Source organism: Methylobacterium sp. D48H (genome assembly GCF_053345715.1).
This window is the reverse complement of sequence record NZ_JBKFAP010000001.1, coordinates 299,781-321,970: the sequence shown is the minus strand read 5'-3', so window position 1 is coordinate 321,970 and position 22,190 is coordinate 299,781. Positions and strand designations below refer to the sequence as shown.

Here is a 22,190-nt window from a genome sequence, read left to right as displayed (position 1 = left end):
GCCTCAGGCCTTCTTCTCGGGCAGGTTGAGGCGGATGTGCAGCTCGCGCAGCTGCTTGGGGGTCGCCTCGGAGGGCGCGCCCATCATCAGGTCCTCGGCGCGCTGGTTCATCGGGAACAGCACGACCTCGCGGATGTTCGGCTCGTTGCACAGGAGCATGACGATGCGGTCCACGCCCGGCGCGATGCCGCCGTGCGGCGGGGCGCCCATGCGCAGGGCGTTGAGCATGCCGCCGAACTTCTGCTCCAGCACCTCGTGGCCGTAGCCCGCGATGGCGAAGGCCTTCTCCATCACGTCCGGACGGTGGTTGCGGATCGCGCCCGAGGACAGCTCCACGCCGTTGCAGACGATGTCGTACTGGAACGCCTTGATCCCGAGGATCCGCTTGGTGTTCGCGCCGTTCTCGTCCTCGCTCGCGAGGGCGTCGAGGTCGAGCGCGAGGAACTCCTCGCGGTCGATGTTCGGCATCGAGAACGGGTTGTGGGAGAAGTCGATCCGCTTCTCCTCCTCGCTCCACTCGTACATCGGGAAGTCGGTGATCCAGCAGAACGCGTACTGGTCCTTGTCGCAGAGGCCCAGCTCGTCGCCGATCCGGACGCGCGCCTTGCCGGCGAGCCCGGCCGCCTTGGCCTCCGGACCGGCGGAGAAGAACACGGCGTCGCCCGCCTTCGCGCCGGAGCGCTCGGCGATCAGGGCCTGAACCTCCGCCGGGATGAACTTGGCGATCGGTCCCTTGCCGGTGAGCGCGCCGTTCTCCTCCTCGAACACGACGTAGCCGAGGCCGGGCGCGCCCTCGGAGCGGGCCCAGTCGTTGAGCTTGTCGAAGAACGAGCGCGGCTGGCTCGCCGCGCCGGTCGCCGGGATCGCCCGGACGACGCCGCCCGAGGCGACCACGCCCTTGAACGCCTTGAACGCCACGTCCTCGCGGGCGAACAGGTCGGAGACGTCGGCGATGATCAGTGGGTTGCGCAGGTCCGGCTTGTCGACGCCGTATTTCAGCATCGAGTCCGCGTAGGTGATCCGCGGGAATTCCTTGGTGACGCGCTTGCCCTCGGCGAACTCCTCGAACACGCCGCGCAGCACCGGCTCCACCGCCTGGAACACGTCCTCCTGGGTGACGAAGCTCATCTCGATGTCGAGCTGGTAGAACTCGCCCGGCGAGCGGTCGGCGCGGGCATCCTCGTCGCGGAAGCACGGGGCGATCTGGAAGTAGCGGTCGAAGCCCGCGATCATCGTCAGCTGCTTGAACTGCTGCGGCGCCTGCGGGAGCGCGTAGAACTTGCCGGGATGGACCCGCGACGGCACGAGGTAGTCGCGGGCGCCCTCGGGCGAGGAGGCTGTCAGGATCGGGGTCTGGAACTCGAAGAAGCCGCCGTCCCGCATCCGGCGGCGGAGCGAGTCGATGATCGCGCCGCGCTTCATGATGTTGGCGTGGAGCTTCTCCCGGCGCAGGTCGAGGAAGCGGTACCGGAGCCGCGTCTCCTCCGGATACTCGAGGTCGCCGAAGACCGGCAGCGGCAGCTCGCCCGCCGGCCCCAGCACCTCGAGGTCGTCGATGTAGACCTCGACCGCGCCGGTCGGCAGCTCGGCATTCTCGGTGCCGGCCGGGCGCGTGCGCACGCGCCCGTCGATCCGCACGACCCATTCCGAGCGCACGGCCTCGGCGGCCTTGAAGGCCGGGGAATCGGAATCGATCACGCACTGGGTCAGGCCGTAATGGTCCCGCAGATCGACGAACAGCACGCCCCCGTGGTCGCGGATGCGGTGGCACCAGCCGGAGAGGCGGACACTCTGCCCGACATCGGACGGGCGGAGCGCCCCGCAGGTGTGGGAACGGTAACGGTGCATGACGGGCTTCTTCTGTGGGAAGGCCGGCACCATTCACGCGAGGCCCCCCAAGTCAAGCGCGGGGCGCGCAGAACGGCGCCGAAAGCCGCGCGCGACTCGCCCGCTGGCCTACCGCAGAAGACCCCGAATCCCCATATCATCTCCATGAACGACAACCTCTTTTTCGATCTGGAGTGCCCCGCGAAGGCGGCGCCCGAACGCACCGCGGCCGGGTGGCGGACGCTGCCCCTCGAGGGCCGTTTCGACCTCGTCTACGAGGACGCGGCCGGGGCCTGGAGCAACCGCTCCCTCGACGCCCGCGAGCTCAGGCTCGGGCCGGGGCGGACGCTGCTCGGCGGCATCGATGCCCGGCGCGGCGGCTATCGCGGGTTCCGGGTCGACCGGATCCGCCGCCTCGTCGACGGGGCCACCGGCGAGCGGATCGAGACCGGCATCCTCGACCGCCTGCTCGCGCGCGCCGAGGCGCAGCGTCGGGCCGACGCGCTGCGGATTCGCCGGCAGGCGCGGGCGCGCCGGAAGGCGGCGGTCGCGGCCGTGGCGTGATCGCAGTCGCCGGGCCGCGCGTGAAGGCGTGAAAGATGGGGACCTGCGAAGCCGCGTCTCCCCATGTCCGCCGCGGTTGCGTATAGCCGGTGCATGGACCTGATCACCACCACTGACGCGCTGCGCCAGATCTGCACACGTCTCGCCGAGCAGCCCTTCGTGACCGTCGACACGGAGTTCATGCGCGAGACGACGTATTATCCGAAACTGTGCCTGATCCAGATGGCGGCACCGGACGGGACCGGCGTCCTGGTGGATCCGCTGGCGCCGGGGATCGACCTCGGGCCGTTCATCGCCCTCATGGCCGACGAGGGCACCGTCAAGGTGTTCCACTCCGCCCGCCAGGACCTGGAGATCGTCTGGCTGATCGGCGGGATCCTGCCGCACCCGTTCTTCGACACGCAGGTCGCCGCCATGGTCTGCGGCTACGGCGATTCCGTCTCGTACGAGCAGCTCGTCAACGACGTCGCGAAGGCCAAGATCGACAAGTCCTCCCGCTTCACCGACTGGTCGCGGCGCCCGCTCTCGGAGGCGCAGCTGACCTACGCGCTGTCCGACGTCACCCACTTGGTGAAGATCTACGAAGTCCTCGTCGCCGAGCTGCTGCGGACCGACCGCGGCGCGTGGCTCGACGAGGAGATGGCGGTGCTGACGTCTCCCGAGACCTACCGCGCCGATCCCGCGCAGGCGTGGCGCCGCCTCTCCGGCCGCATGCGCAAGCCGCGGGAGATCGCCGTGCTGATGGAGGTCGCGGCCTGGCGCGAGAGCGAGGCGCAGACGCGCAACGTCCCGCGCGGGCGCGTCCTGAAGGACGAGGCGGTCATCGATATCGCGTCGGCGGCGCCGCGGAGCGCGGAGGCGCTCGGGCGGCTTCGGACGATCCCGGCGGGCTTCGAGCGCTCCCGGACGGGGGCCGACATCGTCGCCGCCGTGGAGCGCGGTCTCGCCCGCGACACGAGCGCCGTCCGGATGCCCGAGCGCGTGCGACGGAGCGGCGGCAACGGCGCAATCGTCGAGCTGCTGAAGGTCCTGCTGAAGGCGGTCTGCGAGGCCGAGGGCGTGGCGCCGAAGATCATCGCCACGGTCGACGATCTGGAGGCGGTCGCCGACGACGACGACGCCGAGGTCCCGGCGCTGCAGGGCTGGCGCCGGACGCTGTTCGGCGAGAAGGCGCTGGCGCTGAAGCAGGGACGGCTGGCCCTCTCGGTCGAGTCCGGTCGCATCGTGGTCCGTCCCCTGGAAGCCGAACCTGTCGGCGGCGGCGCCGACCCTGACCGATGACGCCGCAGCGGCACTGACCGCACAATCCGCACTGGCGGGCGTGACTCGCCGCGGGTCCGGGATTAAATGGCAATTCGGTTGCCGCTTAATCCCGCCCCTGCGTCCCGCGTATGTTCGAGCCGAACGAGATCCTCAAGACGCTGACCGGGCGCGGTCTCGTGTCGGCCGAAGGGTGTGAGGCCGTCCGCGTCCGCTACCGGGTTGTGGTCGAGAGGCGCGAAGGCGGTGTCGTCGCCTACGGCAATCTGTACGGCAGCTACGCGGGCCTGCGACCTGTCTGGCTCGAGCCCGATGCCCAGCTCCGCCTGTCCAACGGCCGTCGCCTCAACATCTCCGTGACCGACCTGATCGGCGACACTGCGGAGTTCGAGAGCACCGGGCCGGTCGGCGCGGTCTGACGCCGGCAAGAGCCGTTCCGCAGATTCCGCCACCGACCCCGTGGTCCGCGCTCGACCCATCCCGATTCTCAAACGCGGGATGATTCGGCAATTTGTCGCGCGCGAACCCCACCGATCAGCCCGGGATCCGCGGAAAAACGGGATGCGGCGACTGGGCGCACAGCGGGCTTTCGGGAAAATTCGGCAACTCATAGCCGCCGAAGCGTCTTGCACTGCAGTCCGACGACCCGCAACGGCCGCGCGCCTGGGTGCGCCTAAATCCCGCCCACCGCGCGGGGGACGCATGCTTAAGCGCAGCAAAGCTCGCCTGTTTGCAAGGTCTGCATGGGAAACGGACACAACCCCGTGAGACCGTGGCCAGAGCAGGCAGCATCTCTTGTGCGTCGCAACATTTCTTTTCGCAAACGCATGACATCCGTCGTGCCTGTGTCACCCGAAAAGAAGCTTTCACCGTGTGCCCACAGGCGTCGAACAGCGAGTTGACGGCGCTCAAAAATCTCTTAAGGTCCGGGCAAGCCTCGGTTTCGAGGGAGACGCCTCAGGGATGGCGGCTCCTGGCTAGGGGATCAGTAGATCTCCTCGAAGTCCACTATGCCCGCTACCGAGGCGTCCATCCCTGTCGCAAACAGTCAGGTCGGAGTCCGAGCGACGCCACTCTCTTCGCGCGCCGTGAGAACTCTCAAGACTTGTCGGAGGAACCCATGAGAGCGGTACATCTCCTTGCGCTCGGCGCAGGTGTCGCGGCCGTCGCCGCGCCGGCGCTGGCCAATGAAAGCGTCATGAAGGGCATCGCCAACCCGGCGGAACAGGTTCTTCAGACGGTAGACTACGCGAATACGCGCTACTCGAAGCTCGACCAGATCAACGCCAAGAACGTCAAGGACCTGCAGGTCGCCTGGACGTTCTCGACCGGCGTGCTGCGCGGCCACGAGGGCTCGCCGCTCGTCGTCGGCAACATGATGTACGTGCACACGCCGTTCCCGAACATCGTGTACGCCCTCGACCTCGACCACGACGCGAAGATCGTCTGGAAGTACGAGCCGAAGCAGGATCCGTCCGTGATCCCGGTCATGTGCTGTGACACGGTCAACCGTGGTCTGGCCTACGCCGACGGCGCCATCCTCCTGCACCAGGCCGACACCACCCTCGTGTCGCTCGACGCCAAGACCGGCAAGGTCAACTGGTCGGTCGTGAACGGCGACCCGAAGAAGGGCGAGACCAACACCGCGACGGTTCTGCCGGTCAAGGACAAGGTCATCGTCGGCATCTCGGGCGGCGAGTTCGGCGTGCAGTGCCACGTCACCGCCTACGACCTGAAGACCGGCAAGAAGGTGTGGCGCGGCTACTCCGAGGGCCCGGACGATCAGCTGATCGTCGACCCGGAGAAGACCACCTCGCTCGGCAAGCCGATCGGCAAGGATTCCTCGCTGAAGACCTGGGAAGGTGATCAGTGGAAGACCGGCGGCGGCTGCACCTGGGGCTGGTTCTCGTACGACCCCAAGCTCGACCTGATGTACTACGGCTCGGGCAACCCCTCGACCTGGAACCCCAAGCAGCGTCCGGGCGACAACAAGTGGTCCATGACCATCTGGGCGCGTAACCCGGACACCGGCATGGCCAAGTGGGTCTACCAGATGACCCCCCACGACGAGTGGGACTACGACGGCATCAACGAGATGATCCTCACGGATCAGAAGATCGACGGCAAGGAGCAGCCGCTCCTGACCCACTTCGACCGTAACGGCTTCGGCTACACGCTGAACCGCGCGGACGGCACCCTCCTCGTCGCCGAGAAGTTCGACCCGGCCGTCAACTGGGCGACCAAGGTCGACATGGACAAGGGCTCGAAGAACTACGGCCGGCCGCTGGTCGTGTCGAAGTACTCGACCGAGCAGAACGGTGAGGACACCAACTCCAAGGGCATCTGCCCGGCGGCGCTGGGCACCAAGGATCAGCAGCCTGCGGCCTTCTCGCCGAAGACCAACCTGTTCTACGTGCCCACCAACCACGTCTGCATGGACTACGAGCCGTTCCGGGTGACCTACACCCCGGGCCAGCCCTACGTCGGTGCGACCCTCTCGATGTACCCGGCCCCGAACTCGCACGGCGGCATGGGCAACTTCATCGCGTGGGACGGCGTCAACGGCAAGATCAAGTGGACGAACCCCGAGCAGTTCTCGGTGTGGTCCGGTGCTCTGGCCACCGCTGGCGACGTCGTGTTCTACGGCACGCTTGAGGGCTACCTGAAGGCGGTCGACGACAAGACCGGCAAGGAGCTGTTCAAGTTCAAGACCCCGTCGGGCATCATCGGCAACGTGATGACCTACCAGCACAAGGGCAAGCAGTACGTGGGCGTCCTCTCGGGCGTCGGCGGCTGGGCCGGCATCGGCCTCGCGGCCGGCCTGACCGACCCGAACGCCGGCCTCGGCGCGGTGGGTGGCTACGCGGCTCTGTCGCAGTACACCAACCTCGGCGGTCAGCTGACGGTCTTCGCCCTGCCGAACTAATCGGCCGCAGGGTTTGAAGTGAAAAATGGTGCCGGCGCGGGTTCCCGCGCCGGCATCCTTGTGATTAGACTTTCTCGCAAGAGGCTGCGTCTCGGAGGGAGACCAAGAGCCTCGATCAAGGGAGACACATGCGTTGCTCAACCTCAGCAAGATCGTAACGCGGCCGGTTATCGCCGCCCTCGCCCTAGCGACCGTCTCGACGGTTGCCGTACATGCTGAGGATGCCAAGCCCGCCGACCCCAAGCTGGCGAATTCGCTGAACGCGAACGACAAGACCGCCGAGCAGGATGACAAGCTCCTGAAGAAGGACGCGGCCGTGAAGGTCGACGACGGCAAGTACTTCGACGCCGAGGGCCACCCGACGTTCCACGTGACCCAGGACGGCAAGATGCTCGACTGGTACACCTACTCGGGCTACCGCCGCTATCACGCCGAGTGCCACGTCTGCCACGGCCCGGACGGCATGGGCTCGACCTACGCGCCGGCCCTCAAGGACTCGCTGAAGCACCTCTCCTACGAGGAGTTCATCGGCATCCTGGCTGGCGGCAAGCAGGAAGTGAACGCCGCCGAGCAGAAGGTCATGCCGGCCTTCGGCGACAACAAGAACGTCATGTGCTACTCGGACGACCTCTACGTCTACCTCAAGGCGCGCGCCTCCGGCGCGATCGGGCGTATCCGTCCCTCCGAGCACGAGGGCAAGCCCGAGACCGCCAAGAAGGCGGAGAAGGAATGCATGGGCGGCTGATGTCGTCTCCTGCCCGGATCGCCGTTCTCTGCGCCCTGACCGTCTTCGGGGCGCAGGGCGCGCTCGCCCAGCATCTGCCGGATACCGTCACCACGGACGTGCTGCGCGTCTGCGGTGATCCGGGCAACATGCCGTTCTCCGAACGCAAGGAGGACGGCTTCGAGAACAAGATCGCGGCGATCATCGCCGACGAGCTGAAGATCAAGGTCCGCTACTACTGGCTGACACAGGGTCCGGGCTTCGTGCGCAACACGCTCGGAACCGGCCTCTGCGACGTCATCATGGGCCAGGCCTTCGGCAGCGACCTCGTCCAGACCACCAATCCCTACTATCGATCGGCCTACACGCTGGTCACCCGCGCGGGCGAACTCGACGGTGTGACGGCCCTCGACGACCCGCGGCTGAAGGGCAAGAGCATCGGCGTGATCGCCGGGACGCCGCCGGTCAACCGGATGGGCGAACTGGGCCTCGTCTCGGCCATGAAGGCCTACGCGCCCTACCAGCTCGACCCGTCCCGCAAGCACCAGACGGTCGCTGCCGAGATCGTCGCGGCCCTGGCCGCGAAGGAGATCGACGCGGCCGTCCTCTGGGGCCCGGCGGCGGGCTGGCTCGCCAAGCAGTCCGGCACGCCCATGAGCGTCGTGCCGCTGCTGAAGGAGCCGGAGCGTCCGCCGATGGCGTACCGCATCGCCATGGGTGTCCGGATCGGCGAGAACGACTGGAAGCGCTCGCTGAACACCATCCTGCGCAAGCGCAAGGCCGACATCGACAAGGTCCTGCGCGACTACGACGTGCCGCTCCTCGACGAGGAAGAGAACAAGCTCGTCGCCCCCGGCGAGCGCTGACGCGCAGCGCCGCGGCGCGCGCCGCCGTCAGGCGCGCGCGATACCGGTCGAGTCGAGCTTCGCCAGGGCGTCCACCACGCGCTCGCCGCCGATGACGAGGTCGGGCGCGATCTCCGCCAGCGGGACGAGCACGAAGGCCCGTTCGCGCACGTAGCGGTGCGGCAGGACGAGGCGCGCGTCGTCGATGCTGGCGCCCTCGTAGGCCAGGACGTCGATGTCGATCACACGGGGCCCCCAGCGCTCCTCGCGGATCCGGCCGAGGTCGTGCTCCACCCGCAGGCAGGCGTCGAGCAGCCCGTGCGGATCGAGGTCGGTCTCGACCGCCACGGCCCCGTTCAGGAACCACGGCTGATCGGTCTTGCCCCAGGGCGGGGTCCGGTAATCGGCCGAGCGCGCCACGACGTCGATGCCCGGGATCGCGGCGAGACCGGTGACCGCGCGGTCGAGCATCGCGGCCATGTCGCCGACATTGCTGCCGATGCCGAGATACGCCCTCATCGACCGGCTCCGCGGCGGCGCGTGATCGCGACGCCGACGCTGTCCAGGATGGCGGGGACGGGCGCGCTCGGCTTGTCGACCTGAACGGTGATGGCGTCGACCTGCGCGAAGCGCGCGAGGATCTCCGCGGCGACCGTCTCGGCCAGGGCCTCGATCAGGTTGAAGCGGCGCTCGGTGGCGATCGCGACCGCCACCGCCGTGAGATCCGCGTAGCTCACCGTGCCGGCCACGTCGTCGGAGCGGCCCGCCGGGCCGAGATCGAGTTCCGCTTCCAGGGAGATGTAGAAGCGCTGACCGAGCACCGCCTCCTCGGCCAGCACGCCGTGCCGGCCGAACACGGCGATGCGGGTGACGCGGATCAGGTCGCCCGCCATGCTCAGCGCGCCTCCGGCCGCATCACGGCGTCGACGACGCGCATCGCGTCGATATGCGCGGCCACGTCGTGCACGCGCACGATGTCGGCCCCGAGGGTCGCCGCGACGGCGTGGGCGGCGAGGGACCCGTGCAGGCGGTCCGCCGGACGGGTCTCGCGGTCGTGCAGGCGTCCGAGGAGCGACTTGCGCGAGACGCCGACGAGGACGGGAAAGCCGAGGGCGCGGATCTCGGGCAGCCGGCGCAGCGCCTCGAGATGCTGATTCCAGGTCTTGCCGAACCCGACCCCCGGGTCGAGCACGATCTCGGAATCCGCGAGGCCCGCCCGGTGGGCGATCGCGAGGGACCGCTCGAAGAAGGCCAGCATGTCGGCGACGATGTCGAGCTCCGGCTCGATCGTCTCGCGGTTGTGCATGATGATGACCGGCGCGCCGTGGGCGGCCGCGACGTTGGCGATGTCGGGCTCGCGCTGGAGGCCCCAGACGTCGTTCACGATCCGCGCGCCGGCCTCGAGCGCGGCGCGCGCCGTCGAGGCCTTGTAGGTGTCGATCGAGATCGGCACCGGCAGCCGCGGCGCCACGGCCCGGATGACCGGCACGACGCGCGCCTGCTCCTCCTCGGCGGGGACCGGAACGTGGCCGGGCCGCGTCGATTCCCCGCCGACGTCGAGGATCGCCGCCCCCTCGGCGACCAGCCGCTCGGCCTGGGCCACGGCCTCGGCCTCCCCGGCGAACAGCCCGCCGTCGGAGAAGGAATCGGGCGTGACGTTGAGGATGCCCATGACCAGCGTGCGGCCGCCGAGCGCCGGCAGCAGGTCGGACAGGCGGGAAGAGGGGGTCACAGGCGGGTCCCGTTCACGAGCGCGGTTCGGGAGCCGGTGTGCGCGAATCGGGAGGCCGGCGCAACGCCGGCCTCGCCGTGCGGCCCAGACCTGCGCGTCAGCCGTGGTAGCAGCGGATCTCGGCCTCGGCCTGGGCGCGGCGCAGCTCCGCGACCTTGTCGTCGAAGATCTTGGTCGACTTGAACTCGTTCGCCCGGTTGCCGATGCCCTGCCGCATTGAGAGCACCGTGCTCGCCTGAACGTACTTGTCGTAGGGGAGGATCGCGGCGAGCTGGTCCAGCGAGCACGAGCATTTCTGCAGGCTCTCGCGGGTCTGGCCGTTGGCGGCCATGCAGCCGAACACGTAGTCGACCCGCGCGTCGGTCGGGTAGTCGTTCTCCTCGGCGGCCCAGCCGGTCAGGCCCGACAGCGTGAGGGCGAGGGCGGCCAGCGCGCCCCGTTCAGCCAGCCTTCTGATCATAGCTCAGCTTCTCCTCAAGCAGTTCGCCGCCGTCGGGGCTCTTCGACGACGCCTCGATCGAGACGATCTCGCCCGGGACCGAGGGCGCGGTCACGAAGGTATAGGTCATGTCGTCCATGCCGCGCATGCGCTGCGCCATCGAGTCGCCCGCGAACGGCTTCGTGACCACGCGCCAGCCGTCGACCTCGCGGCCGCCGATATCCACTTTGGTCGGCGTCACCGTCGCCTTCTCGCGCAGGCCCTTGCGGATCGCGAGCTTGAGGTAGCGCGGGTTCGCCTCCAGCACCTTCGCGACGGCCCGGAGATGGTTCTCCAGGAACAGCGAGACGACCGGGTTGCCCGCCATGTCCTCGAACGGGCCGGCCGGCATCCGGTTTAGCCCGGAGAACATCACGACGCTGATGTCGCGGCCCTCGGCGGTCTTCCCGGGCGCCACCTTCAGCTGGATCGTGTCCTCGAGCGGCGCCCCGAACGGCCCCTTCGAGATCCCCGAGCGGCGCAGGTAATCGTAGGTCAGCGTCGAGCCCGCGACCGTGTTCTTCATGTGCGGCTGGTCGAACAGCAGATCCGCCGCGGAGGGCGGGGCGGCGGCGTTCGCCGGGGTGACGGTGGCGGGCTTCGGCGCGTCCTCGGCGAGGGCCGGCAGCGCGGCCAGAGCCAGCGCGACCGACGTCGCGGCGAGGCCCCTCACGACAAGACTTCTCACGAGTTCACTTCCTCCATGAGCGGCGACCGGACGTTGCTGCCGATCGTCCGGTAGACGTAGTCGGGCGGGTTCTCGGCCGCCTCCTCGGTGGCCAGCGCTCGCACCTTGGCGTGGAGCGGCGAGAGCGAGCAGGCCGGATCCGTGGCGGCCGCGTCGCCGGCGAGCGCGAGCGCCTGGCAGCGGCAGCCGCCCCAGTCCTTCTCGCGCCGGTCGCAGGAGCGGCAGGGCTCCTTCATCCAGTCGGTGCCGCGATAGGCCGTGAAGGCCGGCGAGTCGCGCCAGATCTCGCCGAGCGAGCGGTCGTTGACGTTCCAGAACTCCAGACCCGGGATCGTCTCGGCCGCGTGGCAGGGCAGGACCTTGCCCTGGGGCGTGACGTTCATCAGCTTGCGGCCCCAGCCGCCCGCGCAGGCCTTCGGGTACTTCGCGTAATAGTCGGGCACGACGAGGTCGATGACGAGCTGGCCCTTCAGGCGCTCCCGGGCCGCCTCGACGATCCGAATCGATTCGTCGACCTGCGCCTTGTCGGGCATCAGGGCGGCGCGGTTGACGTAGGCCCAGCCGTAATACTGCGTGTGCGCCACCTCGAGCCGCTTGGCGCCCATCTTCACCGCGAGATCGATGAAGCCCGCCACCTCGTGGATGTTGCCGCGGTGGATCACCGAATTCAGCGTGAGGGGCAGGCCGAGCTCGACCACCTTGGCGGCGAACTCGAACTTCTGAGGCTGGGCGTTCTTCAAGCCGCCGATCTTCTCGGCGTTCTGCGCGTCGACGCCCTGCACCGAGAGCTGCACGTGGTCGAGCCCGACGTCGTAGAGCGCCTGCAGCTTGCCCAGCGCCCCGCCGACGCCGGAGGTGATCAGGTTCGAGTACAGGCCGAGATCGGCGCAGGTCTTGGTGATCTCGACGATGTCGTTGCGCGCCGTCGGCTCGCCGCCGGACAGGTGCACGTGCAGGACGCCGAGCGCCGCCGCCTCCCCGAGCACGCGCTGCCACGTCTGCGTGTCGAGCTCGCCCGACCGGCGGTCGAGCTCCAGCGGGTTCGAGCAGTACGGGCAGCGCAGCGGGCAGCGATGGGTCAGCTCGGCGAGCAGACCGACCGGGGCCGGCGCGTCGGGGCGGTTCGGCGTCAGCGCGTTCATCGCTCGAGAACCCGTTTCTCCGCGAGGCCGTCGAGCATCACCAGGATGTCGGCCTCGATGGCGCGGGGATCGGCCGCGTAGGTCTTGCCCAGCTCGTCCGCGATGTCGGCGACGCTCCGCGCGCCGTCCACGAGCTTCAGGACCGCCACGGCGTTGTCGTCGAGGTCGAAGGTGCGCTCGGGGGCGAGCAGGACCCACTTGCCGCGGGTCTCGTCGTTGCGCAGCCGGACGCCGCGCGGCAGCCGCGGACGGTCGCCGGCCGCCATCTTCCCGCCGGCCGGCCCCGGCTTGGCCTGAGACGCCTCGGCCACAAGGCCCTCGCCGGGCTGCCACGCGTCCGGCGGGACCATGCCGGGGGCCACGTAGGCGAAGTACAGGGCGTCGAGCTGCGTCCACAGCACGGTGCACTTGAACGTCAGCGCCGCCATCGCCTGCCGCTGCAGCTCCGGCGTCGTGGCGTGCTGCTTCACGTAGTCCAGGGCGAAATCCGCGTCCCGCGGCGCCTGGGTCAGGCGCTTGTCGAAATAGGCCAGCGTGTCCTTGGTGATGAAGTCGTAGTTCTTCAGCATCCCGGCGACGCGCTCGGAGATGATCGTCGGCGAGAACATCTCGGTCAGCGACGAGGCGATCGCCTCCAGGAGCGTCCGCTCGGAGACGAAGTGGACGTAGGCCTCCACCGAGAACTTCGTGGCCGACAGGATGCCGCGGGTCGACAGCACGTAGTCGCGGTCGAAGCCGACGCCCTCGGCCAGCTTGAGCCAGCGCTCGATGCCGCCGTCACCCTCGTGGTCGCCGTCGTGGTCGACGATCCGCTGGCGCCAGATCCGCCGCAGCGACGCGTCGGTCATCCGCGCCAGCACGGCGGCGTCCTTCACCGGGATCATCGCCTGGTAGTAGTAGCGATTCAGCGCCCAGGCCCGGACCTGGTCCTTCGACAGCTTGCCGTCGTGCAGCAGCCGGTGGAACGGGTGCAGGTTGTGGTAGCGGCGCGCGCCGATGTCGCGCAGGGCCGCCTCCAGTTCCTCGGGACTCAGGAGACGCTGGCTGTCGGCGGCATCGGGGGTCGGGAAAATGGCGTTCATGGCGTGTCCGGCGTCCGTCCTCAGGTCGCGTTTCCTGTATTCCGATCCCGCCCTCGTGCGCGGGGCGACTGTCCGGGCTCAGCCACGATATAGTGCCGTCCCCCCGGGCGCCCAACCATCGCCGGCGAGCGTCCGTCGCGCTTAAGGCCGCGGCGCGGGGATCCGGCAGGCCGTCGGCGCGGCGTCTTAGAGCGTCAGACCCAGCCCGTCATGCGCCACGGTCCAGCCGGCCGCCTCGACATCGGCCCGCTCCGGCGAGCCCTCGACCAGGATCGGGTTCGTGTTGTTGATGTGCACGAAGACGCGGCGCCCGATCTCGACCGAAGCCAGGGCCTCGATCGAGCCGTTCTCGCCGCGCATCGGCACGTGACCCATGCGCCAGCCGGTCTTGGTGCCGACGCCGGCCCGGATCATGTCGTCGTCGTGCAGGACGGTCCCGTCGAAGAGCAGCGCGTCGACGCCCGCGATGCGCGCGCGCAGACCGTCCGTCACCCGGGCACATCCGGGAATGTAGGCGAGGCGCCGGCCACCGGCCTCGATCAGGGCGCCGACCGTGGTCTCGGTCTCGGCGCCGATCTGCATGGTCTCGTCCTCCAGCCAGAGCGGCACCTTGCCGGGGACCGGGAAGAGGGTGACCGCCAGGCCGGGGAGGGGCTCGAAGCGCTGGTCCATGCCGATCGGCTGACGGGCGACGACGCCCTCGGCCATCACGTCGAAGACGCGGTTGGCATTGACCGAATCGAGGATCCCGCGCGTGCCGTAGAGCGTGTAGGGCTGACCTTCGCGCAGGGTCAGGAGACCCGCGACATGATCGACGTCACCGTTGGTCAGGAGCACGGCGCGGATCGGCGAGTGGCGCAGACCCTCGCGCGGATGCATCTGCGCATTGTCGAAGAGCTGTTGCCGGATATCCGGCGAGGCGTTGATCAGCAGCCAGTCCGACCCGTCCGCGGAGACCGCGATGCTCGACTGGGTCCGGGGCCGCACCCGGTCCGGCTCGGACCGCGCCAGCGTGCAGATGGGGCAGCGGCAATTCCACTGGGGAAGGCCGCCGCCGGCCGCGGAACCGAGGATCACGACGCGCATGGTGCGGCTCCCGAGATCCCCGGCCCGTGAAACTCAGTTGAAGGTGTCGATCTCGGCCGACTCGTAGCTCGTCACTTCCATGCCGACGCAGATCTCGGACACGATCGGGGCAGCCCACTTCATGGTGTTTCTCCTCAGGCAACATCTACACCGAGTGTCACGCGGTTCCTAAGAGGACCCTAAGACACTGATGGCGCTCTCATTTCCGGCGCCGGAGAGGTATCGACGATTCACGCGCGGGCTTCAAGCACTAAGTTGCCGGATCCTCCCAAATTTTTCGTGAGAGACTTCCTAAGCGTCCGGAAACCATCACGAAATGGGCGGGCCTGCGACTAAAGTACAGGGGCCTACTGCCGGAAGTCGGGACCGCGCAGTTCCAGCATGAATCCTTTACCCCGCACGGTGACGAGGCCGGGCCCGCCGTAGCGCACGAAATCGGCCATCTTGGACCGGAGGTAGCCGATATAGACGTCGACCACGTTGAGGGAGAGCCCGCCCTGGCTCGCCCACAGCCGGTCGAAGATGTCGGCGCGCGAGACCGGCTTGCCGATATTCTCCATCAGCATGGCCAGCAGGTCGGCCTCGCGGGGCGTGAGGCGGGCGCTGGCCTCGCCGCAGCTCGCCTGCCGGGTCTCGAGGTCGAGCATCAGCTTGCCGGCGGTGATGCGCGAGCGCGGCGCCTCCGCCTGCTCCCGGCGCATCAGGTGGGTCCGCAGGCGCGCGACCAGCTCGTCGAACTCGAAGGGCTTGATGATGTAGTCGTCGGCGCCGAGCGCCAGGCCCTCGGCCCGGTCGCGGATCTCGTCGCGGGCCGAGAGGAACAGGATCGCGCCCGGGAAGCCGCCCTCGCGCAGGGACCGGCAGACGTCGTGGCCCGAACCGTCCGGGAGGTTGATGTCGAGCAGCACGGCGCCGGGGGCCGGGTCGTGGGCGGCCTTCAGGGCCTCGTCGACGCAGGCCGCCGTCCCGACCTCGAAACCCTCGGCCTCGAGCCCCCGGGCGAGGAGGCCGCGGATGTCGATATCGTCCTCGACGATCAGGATCCGCGTCATGCGGCCGACTCCTTCACCTGCGCGCCCGCTTGGGCGCCCACTTGGGCGCCAACGGCAGCGCCGTCGACCGGGCCCGTCTCCCATGCCGGATCGCAGGCCGGGATGTCCAGGGTGACCCGGGCCCCGCGCCCGTCCGGCCCGGGGCCGAGCCGGATCGTGCCGCCGTGCTGCTCCACGATCCACCGCGCGAGCGCGAGCCCGATGCCGAACCCGGTCTCGTCCGGTCCGGCGCCCGAGCCGCGCTTGAAGCGCTCGAACAGCGCGTCCTCCGACGCGCCGAAGCCCGGTCCGTCATCCGTGATGGTGATCCGTCCGACCGGCCCGGGCCCTGCCGACAGGGCGACCTCGACCCGGGTGAGGCCGGCGGCGTGGCGGAGCGCGTTGTCGACGAGGCTCTCGACGGTCTGGCGCATCCACTCGCGGTCGGCGAGGCACTCGACGTCCCGGGTGCCGGGATCGAGGGTGAGACCGACGCGGCGGCGCGCCGCCTCGGAGCTCATGTTGTCCACGGCCTCCGCCAGGACCTGGGCCAGCCCCAGGCGGCGCTTGTCGAACGCGATCTCGCCGGATTCCGAGCGCGCGACGCGCAGCAGGTCCTCGACGCGCAGCTTGAGGCGCTGCGCCCGCTTCTTGATCGTCGCGAAGACCGGTCCCGGATCGGCGCCCCGGGACGCGCCGCGCAGGGCGAGGTCGCACTCGCCCAGGATCACCGTCAGCGGCGTGCGCAGCTCGTGGCTGACATCGGCGAAGAAGCGGCGGCGGGACTGATCGACGGCCTCGAGCCGGGCGTTGGCGGCGCGCAGATCGGCGGTGCGGGCCGCCACGGTGTCCTCCAGCGCCGCCCGGTCGGCCGCGACCCGCGATTCCCGCCGGGCGAGGCGGGCGGCCATGCGGTTGACGTTGGTCATGAGCAGGCCGAGCTCGTCCCGCGTGGCGACGGAGAGGCGCGTGTCCAGGGCGCCGTGGCCGATGGCGCTCGCGGCGCGGCGGACCTCCTCGATGCGGGCCAGGGTCGGCCGGGTGACGCCGCGGTAGAGGATCGCCAGCAGCACGAGGGCCGCGGCCACCGCAGCGGCGGCCGCCACCCGCAGGCGCTCCGAGAGCGCCCGGGCCTCCTCGGAGCCGAGCGCCATGCTGCGCCGCTCGGCCTCGATCAGGAAGGAGAGCGGCTGGCCGGTCATGGCACCGAAACCGTTGAGCGCGCCCTTGATCGCGTCCTGACGCCGCTCCGGCTCGGTCTGGCGGCTGATCAGCGACACCTGCCGGTCCAGCACGGCGCGCGCCGCGCGCAGCTGCGCCATGGGGCGGGTGCGGGCGGCGTACTGCATCCGGTCGGCCGGATCGTCGCTCGGCGGGAAGCTCTTGGCGAGCGCCTCGTCCACGGTGGTCAGGGCGCGGTCGGCGTTGTCGCGGGCGATCGCCATCGCCTCGGGCTGGCCATCGGGATTGCCGACGGTCTCCACCGCCGCGAGACCGAACTGCGTGAGGCGGCCGGACAGCTCGGCCAGCAGCTCCAGGCGCCGCTGGGCCTCGAGGGTCCGGTCGACGGTGCGCTCCGCCGCCCCGATGGCCGCCAAGGCGGCCGCGGCGGCCAGCATCACCACCATGGCGGTGCCGCCGAGCAGCAGCGCGAAGCGGACCTTCAGCGAGCGCATCGTCCCCGTCCCGCCCTCAATCCCGCCGTGCAGGCGGGCCCGAGCATGGCACCGCCGGAGCGCCGAACCAAGGTCCCGTCACAGGTCCTTCGGCAGGCTGCCCTTCGCGGCGCAGCGCCACCGCTCCACGTGCCATTCCGGATGCGCCGCCTGCCACGTCGCGAGCGCGCTCTGCGAGTTGCGCAGGCACACGAAGGGGCTCGATCTCTCGAAGGACATCTCGATCCGGTCTTCGCGGCAGGTCGAGGGCTGGGCGACGAGACAGATCGACAGCAGAAGCAGCATGGGCGCCTCCCCGGGCTGCCGGCCTCGTGCGGGCCGGCTTGGCGGGGAGCATAGGACGCGTCCACGCCCCTTGCCCAGGCGGCGTCAGGCCGCGACCCAGATCTCGCCCTTGGCGATCGTCGCGAGGTCGCCGGAGTAGCGGCGCAGCGGCTTGCCGAGGAGGTCGGCGTGCTCGGCGCTCAGGCCGCGCAGGGCCTTGGCCAGCAGCCGCAGGAACACGAGGTCGTGCGTCCCGGTCTCCACGAAGGTCGGCGACATCCGGCCGTGGCTGCCGACGAGGAGCGTCCCGCGGCGCATGCCGAAGCCGGGATGATCGCCCACGGCGAGCGCCGCCAGGGTGCCGGCGATCATGCGCGAGCCCGCGAAGGCGCCCGCGCGCCCGGCCACGATCGTCCCGCGCCGCATCCGGTCGCCGAGATGGGCGCCGGCGCTGCCGCGGATGATCAGCGTCGCGCCGTCGAGGCCGGCCTTCGCGGCGTAGATTGCGCCACCGGCGTAGTCCCCGGCATCGCCCTCGACGGTGATCGTGCCGCCGGTGGCGCCGGAGGCTGCGTAAGGTCCGGCATGGCCGGTGACGGTCAGGCTGCCGCCCGCCATGCCGGCGCCGAGGCGCTGGCCGACATCGCCGGTCACCCGGATCGTACCTTCGGACAGCGACGCCCCGACCCGGTCGAGGCGCTCGTGGCCGCCCTCGATGGTCAGGGTGTCGGAGCCGTCCAGCGCGACCGCGAAGCAGTCGCCGAGGCGCACGCCGGTCCGGGTCGTCCCGATCTCGAGGCGCTCGGCCTCGCCCTGGGACAGGCGGCTGAGCGCCCGCGGGTTGACGTTCAGGAGGTCCAGGCGCTCGGGCGGGGCCGCGCGCAGGGTGAGGGTGCTCACGGCTCAGCCCTCCGGCTTGGCGCTGTCGCGCGCGATCAGGTCGCGCAGGTGGTAGTGGTGGCGGCCGAGATTGCCGCCGTAATTGCCGGCCGTGACGGCGATCAGCCCGTGCTTGCCGCCGATCTCGGTGGCGGCGTGCAGGCCGGCGCGCATCGAGTCGGACACGCCCTGCGAGGTGAGGGCGTCGATCACGATCTCCAGCACCACGCCGCACTCGGCCGGGAGCGCCGAGCCGGCGCGGCCCTTCAGGGTCGGGCAGTAGGCGTCGTTCGTCGAGGCCATCATGCCCTTGGTCCGGCCGCCGACCTTGGAGCCGGAGCGGACGATGCCGCCCGGGAACGGCAGGATCGCGCCCGGGACCGCCTTGGCGGCCTCGACGGCGATCTCGGCGACCTTGAGGGTCTCGGCGTGGTTCCGCCCGAGGAACAGCAGGTTGCCGCCGCCGACCGCACCGTCGACGGCCCGGACCGAGTCCTCGCAGAGGAACTCGCCGTCCATCACCGGGATGCGCCAGTAGCGCCGGGCCTTGCCGGTGGCGTCGGGCAGGCGCTTGGCCACCGCGAACCCGTCGCCGAAATAGCGGATCGCGCCGCCGAGCTTGATCTTGGTCGGCCCGTCGACACCCGCGTAGCAGGCGGTGCCCGGGCAGGTGAGGATGCACTGCCCGACGCGCTTGATCAGCTGGTCCTTGAGGCCGTTCGGCTCGAAGCCGAACAGCAGGATGCGCACGCCCGGCCGACCGTCCGGGGTCTCCTCGGGCGACAGCTCGGCGTCGATGCCGGCCTCGGCGCCGCAGCCGATCACCGAGGTGGCGAAGCCGGTCATCGTGGTCGCGGCGATCATCGCCCACTTGGCGGTGTCGTTCGTGACGATGATGGCCGTGCCGGCCACGTCGAACGCCTCCGCGAAGGTGTCGACGACCGGGATGCCGTTGAGGGTGAGGTCAGACATCGTACTTCCCGCGGCTCGCCCCGCTGATCACGCCCGGCATGGCACCGCCTCGAAGTTCTCCCGGCCCTCGCCGAAGGCCGCGTCGGGCACGGCGAAGCTGTCGAGGCCCTCGCCGAACCGCTCCGTGAGGTAGGTGTCGGCGCGCTTCGCCATGGCCTTGTCGGACTCGACGGTCAGCGACAGCGTGCGGCCGGCGCGCCACTCAACGACCTCGCCGTCCTCGACGATCGGCACGCCGTCCTTGAGGACGAGCTTGGCGGCGGTGAACATCGCGGTGCGGTTCGCGTCGTCGCGGTAGACCGCGACGTCGGCCCGGGCGCCGGCCCGCAGGTGGCCGCGGTCGGCGAGGCCGAGGAGCTTCGCCGGTCCGGACCGGGTCAGCTGCGCGATCTCGGAGAGCGTGTACTCGCGCTCCAGTCCCGGGAGGCTCGACCGTTCGCCGACCACGCTCGGCAGCGTCGCGATCTCGCGGTCGCGCTCCGACTTGTCCATCAGCAGGTGGATGATGCGCGGGTACTGGGTGAACGGGCCGCCGTTCGGGTGGTCGGTGGTCAGGATCGTCCGCTCCGGGTCGGTGGAGAGCAGCATGATCTCCAGGCCGATCGCCCATTGCAGCGAGCTGGTCGGGCCCCGGGGCCGGTACAGGAACGGCACCACCCCGCCGCCCTCGGCGTCGCCCGCGTTCAGGACCCACTTCTTCGGCTTGGCGCCCTTCCGGCCGGCGAACTGGCGGAGGATGTCGAGGGACACCGTCACGGTCTGGCCGAACACGACCTGCCCGATATCGAGGGTGGCGTTCGGGTTGTCGGTGATCGCCTGCGCGATCCGCTCGGCGGCCGAGCGGAAGCCGCCGGTGCCGGGATTGGCCGGGTCGACCGCGCCGTAGGCGTAGAACTGCGCGTGGGCGAAGTGGATGCGCCGCCCCTCCGCCGCGTCCAGCGTCGCCATGAAGCTGTCGTCGGCCCCGGGCAGGCCGAGGTTGTTGCAGTGGACGTGCAGCGGGTGCGGGACGCCGATCTCCTCGACCGCGTCGAGGAGCGAGCCCATGATCTGCCGGGTCGAGAGCCCGTAGCAGGGGATCTCGTCGTCAAGCGACAGGCGCAGGGCCCCGTCCTTGAAGGCCGAGGCACCGCCGGCGTTGATGCACTTGACCCCGAGGCCGCGCGACTGGGCGACCGACAGCGCGACGAGGTCGCGCACGGCGTTGCCGCCCTGGCCCTCGCGCAGGAGCTGCAGGAGCTGGTCGTCGTTGCCCATCACGGTCAGGGCGCCGCGGTCGAGCAGCGGGATGTCGGCGAGCTCGAGCTGCGTGCCCAGCGCGTGGGTCGGCGGCATCGCCGGCTCGACGGCCGTGGTGTAGCCCATCCGCGCGTAGGTCGAGCCGATCCAGGCCGCCGCCCCGCCCGCGTGGGCGAAGGGATGGCCGTCGGGCGCCGCCTCGCTGACGTAGAGGTCGGGCAGGAGAAGCCGCGACGTGATCACGTTGCCGCCGGCGATGTGCGAGTGCACCTCGACGCCGCCCGCCATCACCACGCAGCCCGCGGCGTCGATCACGGCGTCGGGCTCGCGGCCCGGCGGATCGACGACGTGGCCGTCCTCGATCCAGACGTCGCCCACGGAATCGCGGGACGCGGTCGGATCGACGACGCGCCCGCCCCGGATCACGCTCAGCATGCGGGTTCACTCCTCGACGCGGCCGGGCCCGTGACCAGGCGCTCCTTCAGGGCGCCCAGCACCGACGCGGCCGACGGCAGATCCGACGGCGCCGAGGCCGGCCAGAAGGTCAGCGCGGCGCGCTGCTCGTTCCACAACACGCCGCCGTGGTCGCGGCCGGGCTGGCCGACCGCGATCACCACCTCGGCGGCCCCGGCCTCACCGTCCGCGACCAGCGCGACGGAGGGGACGCTCGACAGCCAGTCCGGGCGCGACACCGGGACGGCGCCGAGCCAGAGAACGGCGTCGACCTCGCCGGCGGCGACCTGCCGGGCGGCGTCGAAGCGCCAGGGATCGTGCTCGGGCACGCGGCGCCCGAAGCCGCTGCGCGGCGCCTGTCCGGTGAGCCAGGCCGAGACCGGCACCACCGCCCGGTCCTGGCCGGTGCCGCCGACCGCGAGGGTGAAGCAGCGCGTCGTCTCGCTGAGCTCCATGGCGAGGCCCTGGAGCATCTCGATGCCGACCTCGCCGAGTTCGGCGGCGTCGTAGAGGAGGATTCCGTACTGCGCGGCGACGAGCCGGGCGGCGATCTGGCCGGGGAGATCATCGCCGGCGAGGTGGCCGCGGGCGTGGGCGCGCAGCACGCCGACCGCCTCGGTCAGCCCGCCCTCGGCCGGCCAGGACAGGGACGCGGTGGCGTTGGCGCCGACGGCCAGCAGGGTGCGGTCCGACCCGGCGGCGCGACCGCGGCCGGGCTTGCCGTCGACGAGGCGCTTCAGGAGCGGTGCCTGCCAGGGGGCGGCGCCGACCACCAGCACCACGTCGGCGCGCCCGACGGCCTCGGCGGGCGTCGAGGTCAGCGCCCCGACCCGGCTCAGCGCTCCGAGGTCCGCGTAGGTGCCGGCCGCGCCGGCGGTGTCGACGGAGGCGCCGATGCGCCCCGCGAGATCGTAGACCGCGCGGATCGCGGCCACGTCGGCGCTGAGGCCGGCGATCACCGGCGCGCGCGCTTTGGCGAGGAGGGATGCGGCCGCCTCGATGGCGGTGCCCGCGTCCGTCGCGCCACCCTTCACCCAGGCTGCCATGCTCCCTCTCGCAACGTTCTTGCTTGGTTTCGGAGCGGGCGACGGCCGTAAGACCGGACGAAGCGGGTGCCCCTCGAGCCCGAGGGTTCCCCACCGAATCGGAATGGCTCATCCGCCCGGCATGTCCGGGCAGGCGGCAAACTCGGCGCGCCGTCGCGGGCCTAGGTTTGCCTTCATCCGCGCACCGCGGCAAGGGGGTCCGGCGGCGATGCGCGTCGGGAAGTGAATCGCGGGTATCGGTTCACCGCCGCGCGCGCTCTCCGCGATCGATCAGTC

At 70.5% G+C, this 22,190-nt stretch carries 23 protein-coding genes; 6 read left to right on the top strand and 17 right to left on the bottom strand.

The window, feature by feature from the left end:
- Nucleotides 1–3: 3 nt before the first annotated feature.
- Nucleotides 4–1,848 (bottom strand): aspartate--tRNA ligase, encoded by a 1,845-nt coding sequence (gene aspS / locus ACLBX8_RS01685; protein WP_091978105.1) that lies wholly within the window; start codon nucleotides 1,846–1,848, stop codon nucleotides 4–6.
- A gap of 144 nt (nucleotides 1,849–1,992) precedes the next feature.
- On the opposite strand from aspS, the gene ACLBX8_RS01680 reads away from it, so the two are divergent.
- The 6 genes from ACLBX8_RS01680 (at nucleotide 1,993) to xoxJ (ending at nucleotide 8,167) form a co-directional block, all read left to right on the top strand.
- On the top strand, nucleotides 1,993–2,391 hold the full coding sequence (locus tag ACLBX8_RS01680; RefSeq protein WP_447697710.1) for a hypothetical protein: 399 nt from the start codon (nucleotides 1,993–1,995) through the stop codon (nucleotides 2,389–2,391).
- A 93-nt stretch (nucleotides 2,392–2,484) separates the two neighbouring features.
- Nucleotides 2,485–3,672, top strand: coding sequence for a ribonuclease D (rnd, locus tag ACLBX8_RS01675; protein WP_447714526.1), 1,188 nt, complete (start codon nucleotides 2,485–2,487; stop codon nucleotides 3,670–3,672).
- A gap of 110 nt (nucleotides 3,673–3,782) precedes the next feature.
- The gene (locus ACLBX8_RS01670; protein WP_020091819.1) at nucleotides 3,783–4,070 is read left to right on the top strand and encodes a hypothetical protein; all 288 of its coding nucleotides are present in this window, start codon (nucleotides 3,783–3,785) and stop codon (nucleotides 4,068–4,070) included.
- A gap of 701 nt (nucleotides 4,071–4,771) precedes the next feature.
- Entirely contained in the window at nucleotides 4,772–6,577 is a 1,806-nt protein-coding gene (gene xoxF1 / locus ACLBX8_RS01665) for a lanthanide-dependent methanol dehydrogenase XoxF1 (protein WP_026604740.1), read from the top strand.
- Nucleotides 6,578–6,710: 133 nt separating this feature from the next.
- On the top strand, nucleotides 6,711–7,322 hold the full coding sequence (locus ACLBX8_RS01660) for a c-type cytochrome, methanol metabolism-related (RefSeq protein ID WP_020091821.1): 612 nt from the start codon (nucleotides 6,711–6,713) through the stop codon (nucleotides 7,320–7,322).
- Nucleotides 7,322–8,167: a rare earth element methanol dehydrogenase accessory protein XoxJ gene (gene xoxJ / locus ACLBX8_RS01655; RefSeq protein ID WP_244526844.1), complete on the top strand. Its 846-nt coding sequence runs from the start codon at nucleotides 7,322–7,324 to the stop codon at nucleotides 8,165–8,167. The genes ACLBX8_RS01660 and xoxJ overlap by 1 nt, the downstream gene beginning before the upstream one ends.
- A gap of 27 nt (nucleotides 8,168–8,194) precedes the next feature.
- On the opposite strand, the gene folK is transcribed toward xoxJ, so the two are convergent.
- From folK to ACLBX8_RS01575, 16 genes are all read right to left on the bottom strand, one after another.
- On the bottom strand, nucleotides 8,195–8,665 hold the full coding sequence (folK, locus tag ACLBX8_RS01650) for a 2-amino-4-hydroxy-6-hydroxymethyldihydropteridine diphosphokinase (protein WP_132366958.1): 471 nt from the start codon (nucleotides 8,663–8,665) through the stop codon (nucleotides 8,195–8,197).
- Nucleotides 8,662–9,039 (bottom strand): dihydroneopterin aldolase, encoded by a 378-nt coding sequence (folB, locus tag ACLBX8_RS01645; protein WP_020091824.1) that lies wholly within the window; start codon nucleotides 9,037–9,039, stop codon nucleotides 8,662–8,664. Before folB ends, folK begins: the two co-directional genes overlap by 4 nt.
- A gap of 2 nt (nucleotides 9,040–9,041) precedes the next feature.
- Nucleotides 9,042–9,878, bottom strand: a complete 837-nt coding sequence (gene folP, locus ACLBX8_RS01640; RefSeq protein ID WP_331297458.1) for a dihydropteroate synthase — start codon at nucleotides 9,876–9,878, stop codon at nucleotides 9,042–9,044.
- Nucleotides 9,879–9,975: 97 nt separating this feature from the next.
- On the bottom strand, nucleotides 9,976–10,338 hold the full coding sequence (locus tag ACLBX8_RS01635) for a hypothetical protein (protein ID WP_091978084.1): 363 nt from the start codon (nucleotides 10,336–10,338) through the stop codon (nucleotides 9,976–9,978).
- Nucleotides 10,319–11,044, bottom strand: coding sequence for a hypothetical protein (locus ACLBX8_RS01630; RefSeq protein ID WP_447714525.1), 726 nt, complete (start codon nucleotides 11,042–11,044; stop codon nucleotides 10,319–10,321). Before ACLBX8_RS01630 ends, ACLBX8_RS01635 begins: the two co-directional genes overlap by 20 nt.
- Nucleotides 11,041–12,186 carry a pyrroloquinoline quinone biosynthesis protein PqqE gene (gene pqqE, locus ACLBX8_RS01625; RefSeq protein WP_447714524.1) on the bottom strand — a complete coding sequence of 382 codons (1,146 nt, stop codon included), beginning with the start codon at nucleotides 12,184–12,186 and terminating at the stop codon, nucleotides 11,041–11,043. The genes ACLBX8_RS01630 and pqqE overlap by 4 nt, the downstream gene beginning before the upstream one ends.
- Nucleotides 12,183–13,268, bottom strand: coding sequence for a pyrroloquinoline-quinone synthase PqqC (gene pqqC, locus ACLBX8_RS01620; protein WP_447714523.1), 1,086 nt, complete (start codon nucleotides 13,266–13,268; stop codon nucleotides 12,183–12,185). The genes pqqE and pqqC overlap by 4 nt, the downstream gene beginning before the upstream one ends.
- 186 nt (nucleotides 13,269–13,454) lie before the next feature.
- Nucleotides 13,455–14,354 (bottom strand): pyrroloquinoline quinone biosynthesis protein PqqB, encoded by a 900-nt coding sequence (pqqB, locus tag ACLBX8_RS01615; protein WP_447714522.1) that lies wholly within the window; start codon nucleotides 14,352–14,354, stop codon nucleotides 13,455–13,457.
- A 33-nt stretch (nucleotides 14,355–14,387) separates the two neighbouring features.
- Nucleotides 14,388–14,477, bottom strand: coding sequence for a pyrroloquinoline quinone precursor peptide PqqA (gene pqqA, locus ACLBX8_RS01610; RefSeq protein WP_012317526.1), 90 nt, complete (start codon nucleotides 14,475–14,477; stop codon nucleotides 14,388–14,390).
- Nucleotides 14,478–14,701: 224 nt separating this feature from the next.
- Nucleotides 14,702–15,406: a response regulator transcription factor gene (locus tag ACLBX8_RS01605; RefSeq protein WP_020091831.1), complete on the bottom strand. Its 705-nt coding sequence runs from the start codon at nucleotides 15,404–15,406 to the stop codon at nucleotides 14,702–14,704.
- Nucleotides 15,403–17,061 carry an ATP-binding protein gene (locus ACLBX8_RS01600; protein ID WP_447714521.1) on the bottom strand — a complete coding sequence of 553 codons (1,659 nt, stop codon included), beginning with the start codon at nucleotides 17,059–17,061 and terminating at the stop codon, nucleotides 15,403–15,405. The genes ACLBX8_RS01605 and ACLBX8_RS01600 overlap by 4 nt, the downstream gene beginning before the upstream one ends.
- Before the next feature lie 78 nt (nucleotides 17,062–17,139).
- Complete coding sequence (locus tag ACLBX8_RS01595) at nucleotides 17,140–17,346, bottom strand: hypothetical protein (protein WP_020091833.1); 207 nt, start codon at nucleotides 17,344–17,346, stop codon at nucleotides 17,140–17,142.
- Between the two features lie 84 nt (nucleotides 17,347–17,430).
- Nucleotides 17,431–18,225: a formylmethanofuran dehydrogenase subunit C gene (locus ACLBX8_RS01590; RefSeq protein WP_447714520.1), complete on the bottom strand. Its 795-nt coding sequence runs from the start codon at nucleotides 18,223–18,225 to the stop codon at nucleotides 17,431–17,433.
- A 3-nt stretch (nucleotides 18,226–18,228) separates the two neighbouring features.
- Nucleotides 18,229–19,176 (bottom strand): formylmethanofuran--tetrahydromethanopterin N-formyltransferase, encoded by a 948-nt coding sequence (fhcD, locus tag ACLBX8_RS01585; protein WP_020091835.1) that lies wholly within the window; start codon nucleotides 19,174–19,176, stop codon nucleotides 18,229–18,231.
- 27 nt (nucleotides 19,177–19,203) lie between these two features.
- Complete coding sequence (locus tag ACLBX8_RS01580) at nucleotides 19,204–20,850, bottom strand: formylmethanofuran dehydrogenase subunit A (protein WP_091678339.1); 1,647 nt, start codon at nucleotides 20,848–20,850, stop codon at nucleotides 19,204–19,206.
- The gene (locus tag ACLBX8_RS01575) at nucleotides 20,844–21,914 is read right to left on the bottom strand and encodes a formyltransferase (protein ID WP_447714519.1); all 1,071 of its coding nucleotides are present in this window, start codon (nucleotides 21,912–21,914) and stop codon (nucleotides 20,844–20,846) included. Before ACLBX8_RS01575 ends, ACLBX8_RS01580 begins: the two co-directional genes overlap by 7 nt.
- Nucleotides 21,915–22,190: the final 276 nt, after the last annotated feature.